Annotated in this window: 15 protein-coding genes; 11 read left to right on the top strand and 4 right to left on the bottom strand. The window is 68.6% G+C overall.

Annotated elements, in window-relative coordinates:
• Positions 1 to 138: 138 nt before the first annotated feature.
• Complete coding sequence (locus AC5RWG_RS12035; protein ID WP_494167033.1) at positions 139 to 753, top strand: dTMP kinase; 615 nt, start codon at positions 139 to 141, stop codon at positions 751 to 753.
• Between the two features lie 213 nt (positions 754 to 966).
• Positions 967 to 1,608, top strand: coding sequence for an NAD(P)-dependent oxidoreductase (locus AC5RWG_RS12030; RefSeq protein ID WP_494167032.1), 642 nt, complete (start codon positions 967 to 969; stop codon positions 1,606 to 1,608).
• Between the two features lie 219 nt (positions 1,609 to 1,827).
• Here the strand turns inward: AC5RWG_RS12030 and AC5RWG_RS12025 are convergent, their stop codons facing one another.
• Entirely contained in the window at positions 1,828 to 2,379 is a 552-nt protein-coding gene (locus tag AC5RWG_RS12025; protein ID WP_494167031.1) for a hypothetical protein, read from the bottom strand.
• Positions 2,380 to 2,533: 154 nt separating this feature from the next.
• On the opposite strand from AC5RWG_RS12025, the gene AC5RWG_RS12020 reads away from it, so the two are divergent.
• The 6 genes from AC5RWG_RS12020 (at position 2,534) to AC5RWG_RS11995 (ending at position 11,134) form a co-directional block, all read left to right on the top strand.
• A complete protein-coding gene (locus AC5RWG_RS12020) occupies positions 2,534 to 2,935 on the top strand; it encodes a hypothetical protein (RefSeq protein ID WP_494167030.1) in 402 nt (133 codons plus the stop codon).
• Positions 2,932 to 4,905 (top strand): alpha/beta hydrolase, encoded by a 1,974-nt coding sequence (locus tag AC5RWG_RS12015; protein WP_494167029.1) that lies wholly within the window; start codon positions 2,932 to 2,934, stop codon positions 4,903 to 4,905. The genes AC5RWG_RS12020 and AC5RWG_RS12015 overlap by 4 nt, the downstream gene beginning before the upstream one ends.
• Positions 4,902 to 5,540, top strand: coding sequence for a hypothetical protein (locus AC5RWG_RS12010; protein ID WP_494167028.1), 639 nt, complete (start codon positions 4,902 to 4,904; stop codon positions 5,538 to 5,540). Before AC5RWG_RS12015 ends, AC5RWG_RS12010 begins: the two co-directional genes overlap by 4 nt.
• Before the next feature lie 229 nt (positions 5,541 to 5,769).
• Positions 5,770 to 8,001: a choline BCCT transporter BetT gene (betT, locus tag AC5RWG_RS12005; protein ID WP_494167027.1), complete on the top strand. Its 2,232-nt coding sequence runs from the start codon at positions 5,770 to 5,772 to the stop codon at positions 7,999 to 8,001.
• On the top strand, positions 7,998 to 9,494 hold the full coding sequence (locus AC5RWG_RS12000) for an aldehyde dehydrogenase family protein (RefSeq protein ID WP_494167026.1): 1,497 nt from the start codon (positions 7,998 to 8,000) through the stop codon (positions 9,492 to 9,494). The genes betT and AC5RWG_RS12000 overlap by 4 nt, the downstream gene beginning before the upstream one ends.
• Positions 9,494 to 11,134, top strand: coding sequence for a GMC family oxidoreductase (locus tag AC5RWG_RS11995; RefSeq protein WP_494167025.1), 1,641 nt, complete (start codon positions 9,494 to 9,496; stop codon positions 11,132 to 11,134). Before AC5RWG_RS12000 ends, AC5RWG_RS11995 begins: the two co-directional genes overlap by 1 nt.
• Positions 11,135 to 11,246: 112 nt before the next feature.
• On the opposite strand, the gene AC5RWG_RS11990 is transcribed toward AC5RWG_RS11995, so the two are convergent.
• Positions 11,247 to 12,131, bottom strand: a complete 885-nt coding sequence (locus AC5RWG_RS11990; RefSeq protein ID WP_494167024.1) for a DNA-formamidopyrimidine glycosylase family protein — start codon at positions 12,129 to 12,131, stop codon at positions 11,247 to 11,249.
• 173 nt (positions 12,132 to 12,304) lie between these two features.
• Here AC5RWG_RS11990 and AC5RWG_RS11985 point away from each other — a divergent pair, with 173 nt between their 5' ends.
• Positions 12,305 to 13,501: an MFS transporter gene (locus AC5RWG_RS11985; protein WP_494167023.1), complete on the top strand. Its 1,197-nt coding sequence runs from the start codon at positions 12,305 to 12,307 to the stop codon at positions 13,499 to 13,501.
• Positions 13,502 to 13,530: 29 nt separating this feature from the next.
• On the opposite strand, the gene AC5RWG_RS11980 is transcribed toward AC5RWG_RS11985, so the two are convergent.
• The gene (locus AC5RWG_RS11980; protein ID WP_494013174.1) at positions 13,531 to 13,824 is read right to left on the bottom strand and encodes an antibiotic biosynthesis monooxygenase family protein; all 294 of its coding nucleotides are present in this window, start codon (positions 13,822 to 13,824) and stop codon (positions 13,531 to 13,533) included.
• A 247-nt stretch (positions 13,825 to 14,071) separates the two neighbouring features.
• Between AC5RWG_RS11980 and mdlC the strand changes: the two genes are divergently transcribed.
• A complete protein-coding gene (mdlC, locus tag AC5RWG_RS11975; protein WP_494167022.1) occupies positions 14,072 to 15,682 on the top strand; it encodes a benzoylformate decarboxylase in 1,611 nt (536 codons plus the stop codon).
• Between the two features lie 30 nt (positions 15,683 to 15,712).
• On the opposite strand, the gene AC5RWG_RS11970 is transcribed toward mdlC, so the two are convergent.
• Positions 15,713 to 16,039, bottom strand: a complete 327-nt coding sequence (locus AC5RWG_RS11970) for a cupin domain-containing protein (protein ID WP_494167021.1) — start codon at positions 16,037 to 16,039, stop codon at positions 15,713 to 15,715.
• Positions 16,040 to 16,423: 384 nt separating this feature from the next.
• Here AC5RWG_RS11970 and AC5RWG_RS11965 point away from each other — a divergent pair, with 384 nt between their 5' ends.
• Positions 16,424 to 18,388: a transglycosylase domain-containing protein gene (locus AC5RWG_RS11965; protein WP_494167020.1), complete on the top strand. Its 1,965-nt coding sequence runs from the start codon at positions 16,424 to 16,426 to the stop codon at positions 18,386 to 18,388.
• The last annotated feature ends 227 nt before the right edge of the window (positions 18,389 to 18,615 follow it).

Here is an 18,615-nt window from a genome sequence, read left to right as displayed (position 1 = left end):
ACGTGCCGCCGTCGTCTTTCTGGCTCGGAGCCCCTCGCCTGCTCGGCATGTCTCAGCAAATTCACAGCCCGACCGGGCATCGATCCCGGCCGCGCGTGCGTTGTTGAGGAGACATCACCACAGGAGAGCAGGGAATTTTTGCCCACGGAAACCGGACGCGGCCCGCGGCGGCACCCGCGAAGAACCGTCGTTATCCTCGGCATCGACGGAGCCGGGAAGACGACGGCTGCGGCCTCGCTGGTCGAAGTTGAGCGGGCGGCGGGCCGTTACGCGCAGTTAGTGCGCAACCCGGCCGGACGGCGCTGGCTGTCCCGGGCAGCTGCACGCCTCGGCATTGGCATTACTCCGCGCTGGGCCGACCGGTTCGAGTCGATGGTGCGCATTGTGAACGTGCTGGCTGCCCACCTCCGGGCCGCAGCGTTCCGCGGGACTACTGTGATGGACCGGCACCTGCACTGCCAGCAGGTCCTACGGGAGGTGCGCGGCCTGCCGCCGGGAGGCGTCCTGCCCTGGCTGGCCCGAGCCCTGCCTCGGCCAGACGTCGTCGTGCTGCTGGATCTGCCCGCCGAGGCGGCGCACGCCCGGATCATCGCGCGGGGCGAGGATTCCGAGTCGGCGGACTACCTGCTGGCGGCACGCAACGTCTACCTGCGAAGGGCCGGGTCCTTGGACTGGCAGGTCGTCGACGCGGTTGGGTCCCGCAGCGACGTCCTGCGCCGCGTCATGGAGGCTGTGTCCCCGCCTGCCACCTAGCTGGGCCTCCCGGCCCATGCCCTCACTTGCCCGCCTAACGACGACGGCGGGCCCTGACTGAGCGGGCGGTCGCCTCGGCGGCACTTACGGCCGGCCGGGGAGCGGGCGGTCCGTCGCCTGAGGCACTCGCGTCGGAATAAGTTGATGATTCAATCGATTGCACCAAGCAGAGGCATAGCCTTTTGAAAGACACCACGCCAACGTAAGGACAGCATGAAGATCGGAATCATCGGAGCCACGGGCAACGCCGGACGCGCCCTCTTCCACGAGTCGGCCAAACGCGGCCACCAGACAACAGCCATCGTCCGGAGTGCCGCCAAGGCCGCGGAGGTCCTGGGCACGGACTCCGAAGTGTTGGAACGCGACGCTTTCTCCCTCGGCGCCGAAGACCTTGCAGCCTTCGACGTCGTCGTTAATGCGTTCGGCACGGCTCCGCACGAGGCCTACCGGCACGTTGACCTGGCCCGCTCGCTGGTCGAGCTCGCCGGGGAAGCCACTCCCCGCCTGGTCTTTATCCTGGGCGCCGGCAGCCTGACCACCGGCGACGACAACCACCTGTTCGTCGAGGACATCCGCAACATCCCAGGCGCCGAGGCCTGGATCTCCATCCCGGAGAACCAGCTGAAGGAACTCGAATACCTGCGCGGTGTCACGGACGTCGACTGGGTCGGGGTGTCCCCCTCGGCGCTGTTCACGCCCGGCGACGCCACCGCCCCGGTGCTGGGCACGGACCGGCTCCTGTATGCCGCCGACGGCGAATCACACACCACCACCGGCACGATGGCCGTGGCCATCCTGGACGAGATCGAAAAGCCCGCGCACCGGCAGACCCGCTTCACGGTCAGCGACAGCTAAATCCCCAGCCACAACACGACGGCCGCCGCAACTGGTCCGGCCGGGCAACCTGTCCGGTCGCCGACAGCGCGGCGGCCGTCGTTCGCCGTCTCGACAGGCGCCTGTCCACGTGCCCCCCGCTGAAAGATCAGCGCCGTTGCCCGCGGTCGGTCCGGCGTGTACCGGTACCGGCCGGTGCTTTCTTCTGCATGGCAAGCAGCCTCGCCAGCGCGTAGCGGTTCACCGTTCCCGCCTTCTGCCCCTGCAGCAGCCAGTGGCCAATGCCGTCGACGCCGGTCTGCACCCCCGTGATGGGGATGCCGGTGGGAGAAATCTGGTGCCCGGGCGTGAACGTGATCGGTCCGCGCCCTTGGCGATGTCCTCGCGCCGGAACCGGGACCAACCGCCCGACAAGGCCGCGCCGCCCGCGCCGAAGACCAGTTGCCGGGCAACCTTTTTCGGCGCCGCCTTGCCCCAGTGCCTGCCAATCGCGCCAAGGCCCAGGAAACAGGCTGCCGTCAGGACGACGGCGACCGGCAACTGAGGGGGAGCATCGCCTAATGCGGCGCTGGCCAGCATCGAGACGATCACCAATAACTGTCCGAAACCGATCAGTAATAGAACGACGACGACCACAACGCGAAGGCCGTTGTAGCTGCGGCCGATGCGCTCCGCGGGCGCGGGTTGGTCCCGCCACGACAGCTGGCCCGGATCGAATTCCATGAACGGCGAATACAGGGTTTCGGGTGCAGTCGGCCGGTGGGCGGCCCCCCACTGTTCCGGACGTTCCATGCAACCTCCCCGGATCTATTCAGCAAGGAGCCCCAGTATGTCTCCGCCCCGCGCCGGGGGCCAGGGTTCCGGGCCGTGAAGCCGCCGGAACTACCAAATCGATAAACCATGGGGAGTCGTCCCCATTCAGTTCCGCGGCGCCGCATGCAACAGTGTGAGGGAAACGGTTAAGCGGAAGGGCGGCGGGATGGGCAGCTGGCGGATCAATCCGAGGCAGCTCCACATGATTCTGGTGGACGTGGCCGCGGACGGCCAGTCGTTGGACAAGGCGGCAGGCGACACGGCGGCGGCAGGCGACGAGGCGGCGTCGTTGTTCGGCAGTGCCACGGACGTAGCCGACGCGTTCGCGGGGTTCTGGTCGCCGCGGCGGGACGTGGGCCACCGGATTGCCGGCCTCGTGTACAACAAGTCGCGGGTCGTGGCCGAAACCGCGGAGCTGTTCGTCGAGGCCGACGGGCGGATGTCCGCCGAAGCCGCAGCCTTCGCCGAGTCCCTGAACGCCGACCACTCGACCGTCCTTGCCCCGCGCGGCTTCGGGCCGGTGCCGCAGCCGTGACGGTGCGACTGGGCAGCGTCCCGGAGATCAACGTCCCCTGGGACCGGCTGGGCGATGCGGTCTGGGAGATGTCCCTGCGCGCCGAGTCCGCGGCAAATTACCTGGTCGACGCCGGTGCGGCGTGGGCCGGGCTGAGCTTTGCCTATCAGCAACCGGACACCGAGCTGGAGGTCCACTCCGCCCTGAATGAGCTGGACGGACCCATGCGGGAATGGACTGCGGCGCTGGCCGCTGCCCGGGAAGCCGTCACGGTCTTCGTCGCCTCCGGCCGGGCACTGCAGGCGGAGTCCGAAGAACTCGCGGCGGCACGCCCCGGCCTGGCCAGGGCGCTGAACGGCGCGGACTCGCAGGAGGGCGACGAGGCGGACCAAGCGGAGCAGCGGGCGGAGGCCTTCAACGGACGCGTCCGCTCCCTGCGGGCCGACTGGCAGGCGCTGACCGCGGAAACCGCCGCCGCCCTGCGGGCCATGGGCGGCACCGTCGACTCGCTGCCGCCCACCCCGCTGCTGGCCGCCGGGCCGTCCTCCCCGCCGTGGGCCCACTTCACTAGCGGGCTCGACGAGCGGTTCGGCCCGCTGACGCCGGAGTCGTACCTGCCGTCGCTGGCCGGGCTCACCGACGAGGAACTGCGGGCCTGGGCCGCGGCCAACCCCGAGGGTGCAGCCCTGCTGGCCGCCCACAAACTGCCCGCGTGGCGGATGCCCGGCTCGTCCGAGGCCGTCATGGCGGAGGCGATGGCCGGCGACGCCGCGCTGACCGAGGGCGGGATCGCGGGAATCCGCGAGGCCTGGCTCACCCTGGCGCCGGCCGAACAGGAACGGATGCTGCTGCTCTACCCCGCGGTGTTCGGGAGCCTGAACGGCATCCCCTTCGCCGGCCGGATCCGGGCCAACACCATCACCGCCGCCGGCTACCGCGAAACCGTGGCGACCCGGCAGGCACAGCTGGGCCCACAGCCCGACCTCAGCGACTACCTCGCGGCCGCGGGGAATCAGCAGGGCCACCCGCGGATGGTCTACCAGCGGGCCTACCGGCAGTACACCGCCGACCTCGAGACCTGGCAGACCGAACACGACCGGCTGGCAACGCTGAGGACGGGACTGGACTACGCCGTCGGCCATCACTCCCAGGTGGTCCTGGTCAGCCTGGACGGCGACGGCCGGATCGTCACCATGAACGGCACCCTGACGCCGGACACCAGGACGGTGGCCGCCCTGGTCCCGGGCACCGGCGCCGACCTGGGTCAGCTGGAGGCCTACTCGGCCCGGCTCGACGCGGTGAACGGCGAACCGCCCGCCGGCACGGTCTCCTTCTACTGGCAGGGCACCGACTTGCCGGATGAGGTCCCCGACAACATCACCACCTCGTTCAACGAGCGGGGCGGGCCCCTGCTGGCCGCCTTCGACCACGCCCTCGACCTCGAAACCCGGCCCGACGCCCGCACCACGTACATCGGCTACAGCGCCGGCGGCTCGCTGCTGGGCACCGCCGAACGCGAGGGCCTGGGCTCCACCAACATCGTCTACGTCGCACCGGCCGGCACCGGGCACAACGTGGGCAGCCCCGAGGACACCGCCAACCCCGAGGCACACCGCTACTGGCTGCAGACCCGCGACGACCCCATCAGCGCCGCCCAGCTCCTCGGCGGCGGCTACCACGGAGCGTCGTTCTGGCGCGGCGGCAGCCCCACCGTCATGGACCCGGTCCGGCTCGAGACCGGCTTCCTGAGACCGGAGGACCCGGACTCGCTGATGACCGGGCACACCGACTACTTCTGGCCGGGCTCCACCTCGGCCACCAACATCCAGGGCGTCGTCGAAGGCACAAGCGTCAGCCCGTTCGTTCAGGACCGGATCCGGCAGACCTACTCCCCCTACGGCCCGCTGATCACCAGCCCGCTCGAGCAGGATCCCGAGGACTACGCATATGGCAACCTTGAAACCGTGACGGTCGAAAGTCTGGAGAAATGAACATGCGGGCTCGCTCCCCCTGGCACCGCCCGGCCCGCCCGCGCGGCGAAGAACGACGGCGGCGACCCGGTTCCGCCGCCGCCCTCACCGCGACGGCCACCCTTTCCGCCGTCATTTTAGGAGGCTGCGCCATGCCGCAGGAGAACCAGTCGCAGGAGATACAACCGACGTCGCAGGACTACGGCCGCCAGCTCGAGCAGCTGCTCCCCCAGGCGATCGCCGAGGCGTCCACCGCCGCCGACCTGAAGGTCAGTCTGCTGCGCGAACAAACCTGCCTGCGCCCCGAGGACGAACAACCGCAGACCCATACCGCCTGGATCGCCCGGGCCACCGGCAAGGTAGCGGACGCGGACCAGGCCAACGCGGCCCTCGACACCGCCGCCGGCTACCTCACCGCGCACGGCTGGGAGCAAAAGAACGAGGCCACCGCCGAAACCGGCGACGTCCGCACGCTCTACTTCCGGAACGGCGACCTCGGCGCCACCGCGGCGCACCACGTCGCCGGCGGTGTGGGCGCCGTCGTCCTCTCCTTCACCAGCCCCTGCCTTGACCACCCCGAAGACCACCGCATGATCCGCTCCGAGCAGGATCCGGAGTTCGGGATGAACAGCCAGTATTACGACGACGGCGCCTGACGCATCCCCTTCTGGTGGCGCCCCACTGACCTCCCGTAAACAGAACACGCGGGGCAATCGACGTGAACCTCGCCACTTCATGAGGTGATCCTCATCACTTAGTTCATGTGCTATACGCGCGCATGCGGGTAAATTCCTGCTCTTGCTAGCGTCGAGAGTTGCCCTCACCCGGCCAAGACAACAGCGAGACCGCGACCAGCACTCCTACGATGCGAGGTACGAGACCGATATGAGTACGCCGCCCGAATCTAACGAGCCTAAGCTCAACGGCGAAGACAGTAACCGCCCCGTCCCCGGCACGGCCCCGCCGGAGCCGCCCACCGGCAGCGCCGCCGTCGAGCCGCGGACGCGGGTCAACTGGACCGTCTTCATCGGCTCCGCGGCGGGCGTCCTCGGCATCGCGCTGTGGGCCATTTTGGACCGCGAATCGGCAGACGCGGTGATTGGCACCGCCGTCGCGTGGGTGGGCGAGACCTTCGGCTGGTGGTACTCACTGATCGTCGTCGCCGTCCTGGCGTTCGTCCTCTTCGTGGCCGTCTCCCGGGTGGGCAAGACCCGGTTGGGGCCCGACCATTCGCGCCCGACCTTCAACCTCTTCACGTGGACCGCGATGCTCTTCGCCGCGGGCATCGGTATCGACCTGATGTTCTTCTCGGTCGCGGAGCCGGTCACTCAGTACCTGGCACCGCCCACGGGCGACGGCTCCACGGTCGAGGCCGCCCGGCAGGCCGTGGTCTGGACCTTGTTCCACTACGGCATCCTCGGCTGGGGCCTCTACGCCCTGATGGGACTGGCGCTGGGCTACTTCGCCTTCCGGCACAACCTGCCGCTCAGCATCCGCTCGGCGCTCTACCCGATCCTCGGCAAGCGGATCCACGGGCCGGTGGGCCACGCCGTCGATATTGCCGCCATGCTCGGCACCATCTTCGGCATTGCCACCAGCCTGGGCATCGGCGTCGCGCAGCTCAACTACGGCCTGAGCTTCCAGTTCGGCATCCCGGAGAACACGGTGGTGCAGATCGCCCTCATCGCCGTCGCGGTACTGATGGCAACCATCTCGGTGCTGACCGGGATTGAAAAGGGCATCCGAAGGCTGTCCGAGCTCAACGTCATCCTGGCGATCGCCCTGATGGTCTTTATCCTGATCACCGGCTCCACGCGGTTCCTGCTGGACGGGATCGTGACCAACATCGGCGACACGCTCTCCCGCTTCCCGTCGATGGCGCTGGACACCTTCGCCTACGACCGGCCCGACGAGTGGCTAAACGGCTGGACGCTGTTCTTCTGGGCCTGGTGGATCGCCTGGGCTCCCTTCGTGGGCCTGTTCCTGGCGCGCATCTCGCGCGGACGCACGCTGCGCGAGTTCGTCGTCGGGGTGCTGGTGGTGCCGTTCGCGTTCATCCTGCTGTGGATCTCCATCTTCGGCAACAGCGCCCTCGAGATCGTGATGGGCGGCAACGCCGCGTTCGGCGAGGTGGCCATGAGCCAGCCGGAGCGGGCCTTCTACGGGCTGCTGGAGCAGTACCCCATGGCCCCGCTCAGCGCCGCGATCGCCACCTTCACCGGCCTGCTGTTCTACGTCACCAGCGCCGACTCGGGGGCCTTGGTGATGAGCAACTTCACCTCCTACCTCAAGGACGCCGATTCCGACGGCCCCAAGTGGCTGCGCGTCTTCTGGTCCGTCGCCACCGGCCTGCTGACCCTGGCCATGCTGCTGGTGGGCGGGGTGCCCACGCTGCAGAGCGCCACCGTCATCATGGGCCTGCCGTTCTCGGTGGTGCTGGTCTTCATCATGCTCGGCCTCTACAAGGCGCTACGGCTGGAGACGGCCCTGGCCGACAGCTACCAGGCCGGCCTGCACGCCGTGCTGAACTCCCGCACCAACGTGCCGCACGGGGCGGACGGACGCCGTGGCTGGCGCCAGCGCCTGGCCCGGGCCATGAACTACCCGGGCCGTCGGCAGGCCCAGCGCTTCGTGGCCGAGGTCGCCATGCCCGCGCTCAATGACGTCCGCACCGACCTCGCCGCCCGCGGGCTGGAGGCCACGCTGAAGACCAGCACCGTCGATGCCTTCGGGATCGACACCGCGGACCTTTGCGTGGAGCTCGACGGCGAACGCACCTTCAAGTACCAGATCTATCCGGTGCAGAACGACGTCCCGTCCTATGCGCGCTCCTCCGCCGCCGGCGGCAAGTACTACCGCATCGAGGTGTTCTCGCTCGAGGGCAGCCACGGCTACGACCTCATGGGGTACAGCAAGGACGAGGTCATCGCCGACGTGCTGGACCACTACGAGGTGCACCTCGAGTTCCTGCACCAGCACCGCGCGACGCTGCCCTACAGCACCGCCGCCGAAAACGTCCCGCCCAAGGCGGACTGGGAAACCGATTACGACACCGTCGACGAACCCGTCGCCGCCGTCCCAGAACCCGTCGCCGCACTTTCGAAGGAGACACCATGACCACTACCGCCTCCACCCTGTTCATCAACGGCGCTTGGGAGCCGGCCGCCGACGGCGCGGTGCGCGAGATCCGCAATCCGGCCGACGGCCGGGTTGTTGCCACCGTGTCCGAGGCCGGCCGTGCCGACACCGAGCGGGCCATCGCCGCGGCCCGCGCCGCCTTCGACTCCGGCGTGTGGGCGGCCGTGCCGGCGCCCGAGCGTGGCGACTTCCTGCTCAAGGTCGCCGCAGGCCTGCGGGAGCGCCGCGAGGAGTTCGCCCGCGCCGAGTCGCTGGACACCGGCAAGCGGATCGTCGAAAGCCGCATGGACATGGACGACATCGCCGCCTCCTTCGAGTACTTCGGCAAGATCGCCTCGCAGCAGGCCGGCCGCGTGGTCGACGCCGGGGACCCCGCCGTCGTCAGCCGGATTGTCCACGAGCCGGTGGGCGTCTGCGGCATGATCACGCCCTGGAACTACCCGCTGCTGCAGGCCGCCTGGAAGATCGCGCCCGCGCTGGCCGCCGGCTGCACCTTCGTGCTCAAGCCCGCCGAGCTCACCCCGTCCACGGCCATCCTGGCCATGGAACTGCTCAAGGACCTGGGCCTGCCCGACGGCGTCGCGAACCTGGTCACCGGCCCCGGCGCGGAGGCGGGCGCACCTCTCTCCGAACACCCCGACGTCGACCTTGTCTCCTTCACCGGCGGCCTTGTGACCGGCAAGGTGGTCGCGGCGGCCGCCGCCGGCACCGTGAAGAAGGTGGCGCTGGAACTCGGCGGCAAGAACCCGAACGTGGTGTTCGCCGACGCCGACTTCGACGCCGCCGTCGACAACGCCCTGAACGCGGCCTTCGTCCACTCCGGGCAGGTCTGCTCCGCCGGCGCGCGCCTGCTGGTCGAGGAGTCGATCGCGGAGCGCTTCGTGGACGAGCTGGTCCGCCGCGCCGAGGGCATCCGCCTGGGCGGCCCGTTCGACGAGGCCGCGGAAACCGGCCCGCTGATCTCCGCGGCACACCGCGAAAAGGTGGACGCCTACGTGAAGCGCGGTGTGGAAGAGGGCGCGCGGCTGCGCTGCGGCGGCGCCGCCCCGGAGGGCCCCGAGTACGACGACGGGTTCTACTACCTGCCCACCGTCCTGGACCGCGTGGAGCGGGGGATGTCCGTGGTCGTGGACGAAGCCTTCGGCCCGGTGGTGACCGTGGAGACCTTCCGTGACGAGGACGAGGCAGTGGCCACCGCCAACGACACGATCTACGGGTTGGCCGGAGCCGTCTGGACCCAGGACGCCGGCAAGGCCCAGCGCGTGGCCGGGCGGCTGCGTCACGGCACCATCTGGATCAACGACTTCCACCCCTACCTGCCGCAGGCCGAATGGGGCGGCTTCGGCCAGTCCGGCGTCGGCCGCGAGCTCGGCCCCACCGGCCTGGCCGAGTACCAGGAGTCCAAGCACATCTACCAGAACACCAGCCCGCAGGTGACCGGCTGGTTCGCTGACCACCGCAAGGAGAACTGATGCACATCGACAACGTCGAGAACCTCGTCGACCGGGAATTCGACTACATCGTCGTCGGCGGGGGATCCGCCGGCGCCGCCGTCGCCGCCCGCCTGAGCGAACACCCCGCGGTGTCCGTGGCGCTGGTCGAGGCCGGTCCGGACGACCGGGGAGTGCCCGAGGTCCTGCAGCTGGACCGCTGGATGGAGCTGCTCGAGTCCGGCTACGACTGGGACTACGCGATCGAGCCGCAGGAGAACGGCAACTCCTTCATGCGCCACTCGCGCGCGAAGGTCATGGGCGGTTGCTCCAGCCACAACTCCTGCATCGCCTTCTGGGCCCCGCGCGAGGACCTGGACGAGTGGGAGTCCAAGCACGGCGTTACCGGCTGGAACGCCGAGGCGGCCTGGCCGCTGTACAAGCGGCTGGAGACCAACGAGGACGCGGGCCCGGACGCCCCGCACCACGGCGACTCCGGCCCGGTGCACGTCATGAACGTCCCGCCGGCCGACCCGACCGGCGTCGCGCTGCTGGATGCCTGCGAACAGGCCGGCATCCCGCGCGCCAAGTTCAACAACGGCACCACCGTGGTCAACGGCGCCAACTTCTTCCAGATCAACCGCCGGGCCGACGGCACCCGCTCCTCCAGCTCGGTGTCCTACATCCACCCGATCATCGAGCGGGAAAACTTCACCCTGCTGACCGGGCTGCGCGCCCGCCGGCTGGTGATCGACGCGGACAAGCGCTGCACCGGCGTCGAGATCGTGGACAATGCCTTCGGCCGCACGCACACGCTGTCCGCGCGGCGCGAGGTAGTGCTGTCCACCGGCGCCATCGATTCGCCGAAGCTGCTGATGCTCTCCGGCATCGGGCCGGCCGCCCACCTCGCGGAGCACGGCATCGAGGTCCTGGTCGACTCCCCCGGCGTCGGCGAACACCTGCAGGACCACCCCGAGGGCGTGGTCCAGTTCGAGGCGAAGCAGCCGATGGTCACCGAATCCACCCAGTGGTGGGAGATCGGCATCTTCACGCCCACCGAGGAGGGCCTGGACCGCCCCGACCTGATGATGCACTACGGCTCCGTCCCGTTCGACATGAACACCCTGCGGCACGGCTACCCCACCACGGAGAACGGCTTCAGCCTCACCCCGAACGTCACGCACGCCCGCTCCCGCGGCACCGTCCGGCTGCGCAGCCGCGACTTCCGCGACAAGCCGATGGTCGATCCTCGGTACTTCACCGACCCGGAGGGCCACGACATGCGCGTGATGGTCGCCGGCATCCGCAAGGCCCGCGAAATCGCCGCGCAGCCGGCCATGACCGAGTGGGCCGGCAGGGAACTGTCACCGGGCGTCGAGGCGCAGACGGACGAGGAGCTGCAGGACTACATCCGCAAGACGCACAACACCGTCTACCACCCGGTCGGCACCGTCCGCATGGGCCCGGTGGACGACGTCATGTCGCCGCTGGACCCCGAGCTGCGGGTCAAGGGCGTCACCGGCCTGCGGGTCGCGGACGCCTCGGTCATGCCCGAGCACGTGACCGTCAACCCGAACCTGACCGTGATGATGATCGGCGAACGCTGCGCCGACCTCATCCGCGGCAGCTTGGCCGCGGAAACAACGACGGCGGGGGCCGGCGCCGGCGCGGTGCACGCCTGATCGGCGGTTCGGCGGACGCCCTCCCCTGAGGAGATAGTCAGCGCCGGTGTCGCCGAAACAGTACCGGGTGGCGGAAGCAAACACTGCTTCCGCCACCCGCTGCTTTTTCAGCTCACTTGAGGAACTTGGACATCCGGCGGTCCGCCAGCAACTTCCCGCCGGTCTGGCAGCTGGGACAGTACTGCAGCGACGAATCCGCGAAGGACACTTCCCGGACCGTGTCCCCGCACACCGGGCAGGGCTCGCCGGTGCGGGCGTGCACGCGCATGGCCTTGCGCTTGGAATCCTTCAGCTCGCTGGCCGGACGGCCGGAGGCGTGGGCGATGGCCGACTCGAGCACCTGGTGCATCGCCCAAAACAGGCGCTCCACGTCCTCTGCATCCAGCTTCGAGGCGTTGGCGAACGGGGAGAGCTTCGCCGCGTGCAGGATCTCGTCGCTGTAGGCGTTCCCGATGCCCGCGATCGCCGATTGGTCCCGCAGCAGGCCCTTGATCTGTCCCGAGTGGGAGGCGAGCATCCGCGCGAACGCCGCTTGGTCGACGTCGAGCGCGTCGGGTCCCAGGCGGGCGATGCCCGGCACCTCCATCGGGTCCTTGACCACGTAGGCGGCCAGTGATTTCTTGGTTCCCGCTTCGGTCAGGTCGAACCCGGGCTGACCGGCGCCGTCGGCCGCGACGAACCGCACGCGCAGCGCAATGGGACCCTTGCCGGGCCGCAGGGGTTCGGGCTTCAGGGCATCCGACCAGCGGAGCCAACCGGCCTTGGCCAGGTGCATCACCAGGTGCGTCTGCCCGGCGGTGATGACGATGAACTTGCCGCGTCGCGAGACCGCGGACACCGGCTCGGCTCCCATCGTCTCCGGCGGCACGTCCGCCGTTTTCAACACGGAGAAGGACAGCACCTCCACCTTTGCCACCTGGGCCGGCGGGGCGTCGGGCGGGATGAGCTTAAGCCGCAGGAAGTCGACGAGTCCCTGCACTTCCGGCATCTCGGGCATGCCCTAACGATAACGGAAGCTTGCTCCTATGACCGGGCGGGTTGCACCGGGCCGCGACGGCGTCCGGGTCGGGGCGCCGGCTTCCTGCGCGAGCCGCGCCGAGACGGTCGGTTACCATCTGTGTAACGCTCGCTGTGGTGTAACGGGCGTTGTGTGCTGGGAGGTGCCGGACCATGGGCAGAAACACGGTGGGTCGTCGAGCCGGCTCCGGCCTTGGCGTGGCGCTGGCCGGAATGCTGTTGATCGCGGCCACGTATGGCATGGCCCGGTTCGGGGTCGGCCTCTTCGCCCCGCTCTTGGCCGAACAGCGGCCGGAACTTACCGAGGTGCTGGGATGGGCTGCGGCTGCACAGTTCACCTCCTATTCGATAGCCGCCGTGGCGGCCGCCCGCTTCGTCGACCGCGCTCCTCGGGCCGGACTTCTTCTCGCCGGAGGCACTGCCGCGGTCGGTTGCTTGGGGGTGGCTGTCGCCTCAGCTCCGGGCATGTTCGTGGCGGCTGTATTCGTCGGCGGCATGGGCGGGGGCTTCGCCTCGCCCGCATTGGTGCCGGTTATCGACGCGCTCGTTGCACGCCGCACCAGTGCGACAGCACAGTCCCTGGTGAACTCGGGAACGGCGGTCGGCGTGGTGGGAGCCGGCATTGTCGCCTCATTGGCCGCTTCGATTGCCGGGGCATGGGTGCTCATGGCGCTGGTCTGCGCGGCGGCGGCGGTCGCGGTGTGGTATCCCGTCCGGGCTCGTGCTGATCCGGGTACCTCTGGCCTCCCAGCCGCTGCAGCGGCTTCGAGCCCCGAACGTCGCCATGGACCGGGGCACGTTCTCCTCGTCCCGGCCGGGGCCGCGGTCATTGCAGGAGCCGGCTCGGCCTTGATCTGGACGTTTGGACCGTTGCTGGTTACGGAAGCCGGTTCCGTTGCTGCCGCTCAGGCCGGATGGCTGTGGATCGCCTTGGGCCTGGGCGGGGTCCTCGGCGTACTCACGGGAGCCTTGGCCAGGCGCATGGGCATGCGGGCCGCATGGTGCTTTTCTGCCAGCGTCCTGGCCGTCGCCAGCTTAGGAGTCTCAATATCGGTAGCCTCCGGCAGCACTTGGGTCGCTTATGCCGGCATGGCCGTTTTCGGTGCCGGCTATATGAGCCTGTCCGGCGTGCTCATTCTCTGGGCGCGCAGCGTTTGGCCTCAGAGTGCCGGAGCAGGGACTTCGTGGCTCTTCATCGCACTGGCCATCGGACAGGCGCTGGGGTCCGCCGGCTTTGGAGTGGCTTACGGGGCCTTGCCGCCCGTTGTGCTGGCCGCCTTGGCCGCGGGCCTCCTCGTCCTCGGCGGCATCACGGGACTTGTCCGGATGCGCCAGCCGCAAGTCCTGTGACCCGGAGCGCTGCGGGCCAACCACTGTTGTCAGTCGGCGAGCTCAACAACCTCGAACTCGAGCAGCTCCGACCCACTGGCCACGGGGGTCTTCGAGCCGTGATCCCGCGGCGCACGGTTGTCGCGCCAGTTCTCGAAGTCCTCACGGGTGGCCCACTGGGTGTACACGAAGTAGCGCTCTTCGCCCGCGACCGGACGCAGCAGCTGGAAGCCCTCGAACCCCGGAGCGGAGTCGACGGCGTGCTTGCGTGCGGCGAAGCGCGCCTCCAATTCGGTACCCGAGCCCTCGGGGACCTTGAGCGCGTTAATGACGACGATGGACACGATGCTGCTCCTTTCGGGTCCGAACCGCCCGGACCATCAGGAGTCCACGCTATCGCGTCCGGGACGTCGCGTTGCCGCTTGTCTGCACATGACCGCTGCCGACGGCGAGAGCAGGCTTTCCGGGAAACCCGGAGAATGTTGGATTTAGTGATTCGCTGCACATAGGCTGCGTCCAAGGCCACGACGCCGGGCCGGCACGGCCGGTCACGGTAACGACCGCCGGGTTCGCGAAGTTGGAGGAGCAGGAGTGACGGGCAAGAAGAAGACCGTTCTCGAGGCGACGCTGGAGCTGTTCCGCGCGCACGGGATGACCACGATTTTCGGCAACCCCGGGTCGAACGAGCTTCCGTTCCTCGCCGGCCTTGGCGGGGATTTCGACTTCGTTCTCGGATTGCACGAGCAGGTGGTCGTGGGCATGGCCGAGGGCTACGCCCGTGCCACGGGCCGGCCCGCGCTGGTGAACCTGCATGCCGCCTCCGGATCGGGCAACGCCATGGGCGCCCTGACCAACGCCCACTACGGGCACATCCCGATGGTCATCCTCGCCGGCCAGCAGGTCCGCCGCACCGTCGGCCAGGAAGTGATGCTCGCCAGCGCCGACGCCGCTGCCCTGCCGGCCCCGCTGGTCAAGTACTCGCACGAGCCGCTGGCCGCCGCCGACGTGCCGCGCGCCCTGTCCCAGGCCGTATTCGAAACCTGCACCCAGCCCCGCGGACCGGTCTACGTCTCGGTCCCCCTCGATGACTGGGCCGAGTCCGCCCTCGACGACGACGCCCTACTCACCGACCGCTCGGTCACCACGGCCGGCGGCCTCACCGAGGACCTGGCCCGGGAAGTGATCGCGGCGATCGACGGCGCGAAAAGGCTTGCATTCGTCGTCGGCCCGCAGGTGGACGCCGCCGCGGTCGAGGACCCGGCCGTGTTCGACGCCGTCGTGTCGCTGGCGGAGAAAACCGGCGCCTCGGTCTACGTCGCGCCCTCCCCCTCCCGGGGTCCGTTCCCGACCACCCACCCGAACTTCGAGGGCGTGATCGTCCCGGGCATCCAGTCGGTGCGCGACCGCTTGGCTGGCCACGACGTCGTGCTGGTCCTCGGCGCCGCCGTTTTCCGCTACCACCGCTGGGAGCCGAGCAACTACCTCGAGACCGGCACCCGCGTCATCCAACTGACCCAGGACCCGCGCGAGGCGACCCGGGCGCCGTTCGGCCGGTCCGTCGTCGCCGACGTGGCAGGCGCGGCCAAGGCGCTGGCCGCCGGGGTGAGGGACCGGGGCCATCGGCGCGGTGAGCCGGGCACCCGGGAGCTGCCGGCGGCCAAGACCTCGCCGGACGGCATGACCGGCAGCGAAATCCTCGAAGTCCTCAACACCCACGTCAACGACACCGTCGCCTACGTCAACGAGACCACCACCCTGGACCTGGACTACCTGGAACGCATCGCCATCGACCGCCCGGGCATGTACCACTTTCCGGCGTCGGGCGGGCTGGGCTTCGGCCTGCCCGCAGCCGTGGGCATGTCCCTGGGCGCCCCAGAGAAGACCATCGTCGCGACCGTGGGCGACGGCTCCGCCAACTACGGCATCACCGCCCTCTACACCGCGGCCCGGCGGCAGACGCGCACCGTGTTCGTCATCGTGAACAACTCCGGCTACGGCGCCCTCGCCGGCTTTGCCCAACGCATGGGCGTGCCCGACGTCCCCGGACTCAAGCTCGACGGCATCGATTTCGTCTCCATCGCCGAGGGCTACGGTGTCCCCGCCGAACGCACCAACACCCGCGAAGAATTCGAAGCCGCCTACCAAAAAGCACTCGCCGCCAGCGGCCCGATCCTCATCGACGCGCACGTGGCCGCCGGCTGAGTCACCGTCGGCCGGGCTACTGCCAAGCGCCTACTTGAGCTCGATCTCGACGAACACAAAGTCGTCGTCGGACTCGTTGGCAACGTTGTGTTCGCTGCCTGCCGTGCGCGTGTAGGAAACGCCGGCGGTCAGCTGGCTGGCCGACGCCCCCTCGCTGGTCTCCAAGGTCAGGGTACCGGTGCTCATGGGGACCACAACATAGTCCACGGGATGCACGTGCCAACCGGTTTCCGCGCGGGGAGGAAACCGCCACTCCGTGACCGTTACCCGGTCGTTGTCGATCTGCACGGTAGCCACCGCGGGCGGGCGCCCACCGGTCTGTTGGTCCGCGAAACCAGTCTGCACGTCGCGTTGCATGTTTCTCCTCGGGTCAGAAATGGCTGTTCGTGGCCACCCTATCCGGCGCCGCGCCCATCCTGCAGCAGCCCTCCATGCCGGCGCCTATCCCCTGCCCAAAACAGGGTAGGCCGGCCCCTACCGAAGGGGGTTTTGAGCTTCTACCATTTTCTCTACTGCTCCACTGCGGGGAAGGAGGGGTGTGGAAACCCTCGTCAGGAAATGCTTCCCAACGCCCCGCCCGGAGGCTGCGCGCGGATGCATCCGTCACGTGGATTTCCCGCACAACGCATCATGTGGCCCTTTCGACGAAACAGGTTTCAACAGGTCGACTTCGACGAATTGATGGCGTCTGCCCGTCGTCCGAAGAAAAAGCTCCGGCGTCGGCGCCTCGACTTGTGGGTGGTGAGCGTTGCCGTCGCGGCCTTGGGGGCCGGGGCGATCGTTGCACCCGCGGCGGTGGGCGTGTCCGCCGTCGGCAATTCGGTCCTGGACATGTGGCAAGAGCTGCCGACCGACCTGCCGCTGGATCGCCCGTTGGCCCAGCACACGGTCCTGCTGGACAAGGACGGTAAGGAGTTCGCCCGGTTCGCCAGCGAGAACCGCGTGGATGTTGAGCTGGACCAGGTGTCGGAGGCCTTCAAGAAAACACTGATCAGCACGGAGGACGCCCGCTTCTACGAACACGGCGGCGTAGACCCGCTGGGCATCGCCCGGGCACTGATGCATAACGCCACCAACAGCGAGGTCCAGGGCGCTTCCACCCTGACCCAGCAGTTGGTCCAAAACCTGCTGGTCAACCACGCGCGGAACGAAGAGGAAGACAAGGTCGCTGTGGGCAACACCTACAACGCCAAGCTCCGGGAAATGAAGTATGCCGTCGCCTTGGAAAAGCAGTTGCCCAAGGACGAGATCCTCACGCGCTACCTGAACGCCGTCTATTTCGGGAACCGTGCCTACGGCGTGGAGGCCGCGGCCCGCTACTACTTCAGCACGCCGGCGGCCAAACTCGACTATGCACAGTCGGCCCTGTTGGTGGGGCTGCTCAAGGCGCCCACGGCCTTCGACCCGTTCGCCAACCCCGAAGCCGCCACAGAACGGCGCAACACAGTGCTGGATGTGCTGGAAAAGCAGGGCGTATTGCCGACCGACGAAGCGCAGGCCGCCCGCGAGGCCCCACTGGGCGTGAAGCGCGGCGAGGTGCCATCCGGTTGCGGCGGGTCCAAGTATCCGTTCTACTGCGAGGCCGCCCGCGAAGAACTCCTGTCCAACCCGGCCTTCGGCAAGACCCCGGAAATCCGAGAGCAGCGCTTCAACGTGGGCGGCCTGACCTTGACCACCGCGTTGGACCGGAAGGCTGCCGACGCAGCACAAAAAGCCGTGGAGAGGGCGCTGGGCAACAACAACCGCGCGGCACTGGGGACCGCCGTCGTCCGACCGGGAACCGGCCACGTGGCCGCCATCGCGCAGAACCGCGCCTGGGGCAAGGGCAAAGGCAAGACCCAGGTTGTCTACGTCCGGCATGCCTTCCAGGTTGGGTCGGCCATGAAGCCGATCGTGCTCGCGACGGCGCTCTCGCAGGGCATCCCCACCTCCCAAAAGTTTCGGGCCGACGGCCCCTACCGCTCACCGAAACTGGACAACCCGAAGGGCGGGTACATCAACTACGACAACGTCGACTACGGAGTCATCAACGCGTACCAGGCCATTCGGGCCTCGGTGAACATCTACTTCATCAAGCTGGTCGAGCGCGTCGGCGTCATCAACGCGGCAAAGATGGCCAACAAGCTGGGCATCACCTCCATCAACCCCGACAAGCTCAGCGGCAGGGAAGGTTCGCTGGCCCTCGGCGCCTACGAAGTCACGCCGCTGCAAATGGCCAGCGCCTACGCCGCCTTCATGAGCAACGGGACGGTCTGCAAACCGGTCACCATCATCAAGGCAGTCAAGACCGACACGAAGAAGGAGTTGCCGGTTCCGGACCCGGATTGCCACCGCGCCATCAAACCCGCTGTCGCGGACACCGTTGCCGACGTGCTCAAGGAACCCTTCAACCCGAGAGGAACCCTGGGACCGCGCATCGAACTCAAGGGAAACCGGGAGGCCGGAGCCAAGACCGGAACAACCAACGACTTCGCCGCCAACTGGATTGTGGGCGGCACCCCGCAGCTCACGGCCGCCGTCTGGCTGGGCGACCCGCGCGGCGGGGCGGAGTACCCGCTCAAACGCGTCAAGGCCTACGGCAAGACCTACACGGACCTGACCGGTTCCGAAGTCGCCGCCCCGGTCTGGAAGGAAACCATGGACGGCGCACTCAAGGGCGCGAAGAAGGTGAAGCTGCCCGAATCCCACCGGTCAATGACCAGATAGGCACTGCTGCAGGCCAGCGATGTTCGCGAAGCCCCCGACACAGGCGCGGTCGTCTGTCGCGCCGCTCCGATCACTTGCCGGGCGACTTCCTTCGCATCGACGATTTCGCCGCCGCCTCCCAACTAATGCCGCGCATCTTGGACCGCGGCTATCGGAGAGCGCCACCGTCATTCGCCCGCGTTTTCCCCCGCTTCGCTGGCCCGCGAACGAGCATTCGTCGCCACCGC

This window comes from Arthrobacter sp. Y3221160, from assembly GCF_059092585.1.
The sequence above is the reverse complement of the archived record's forward strand: the minus strand, read 5'-3'. Positions and strand labels throughout refer to the sequence as shown.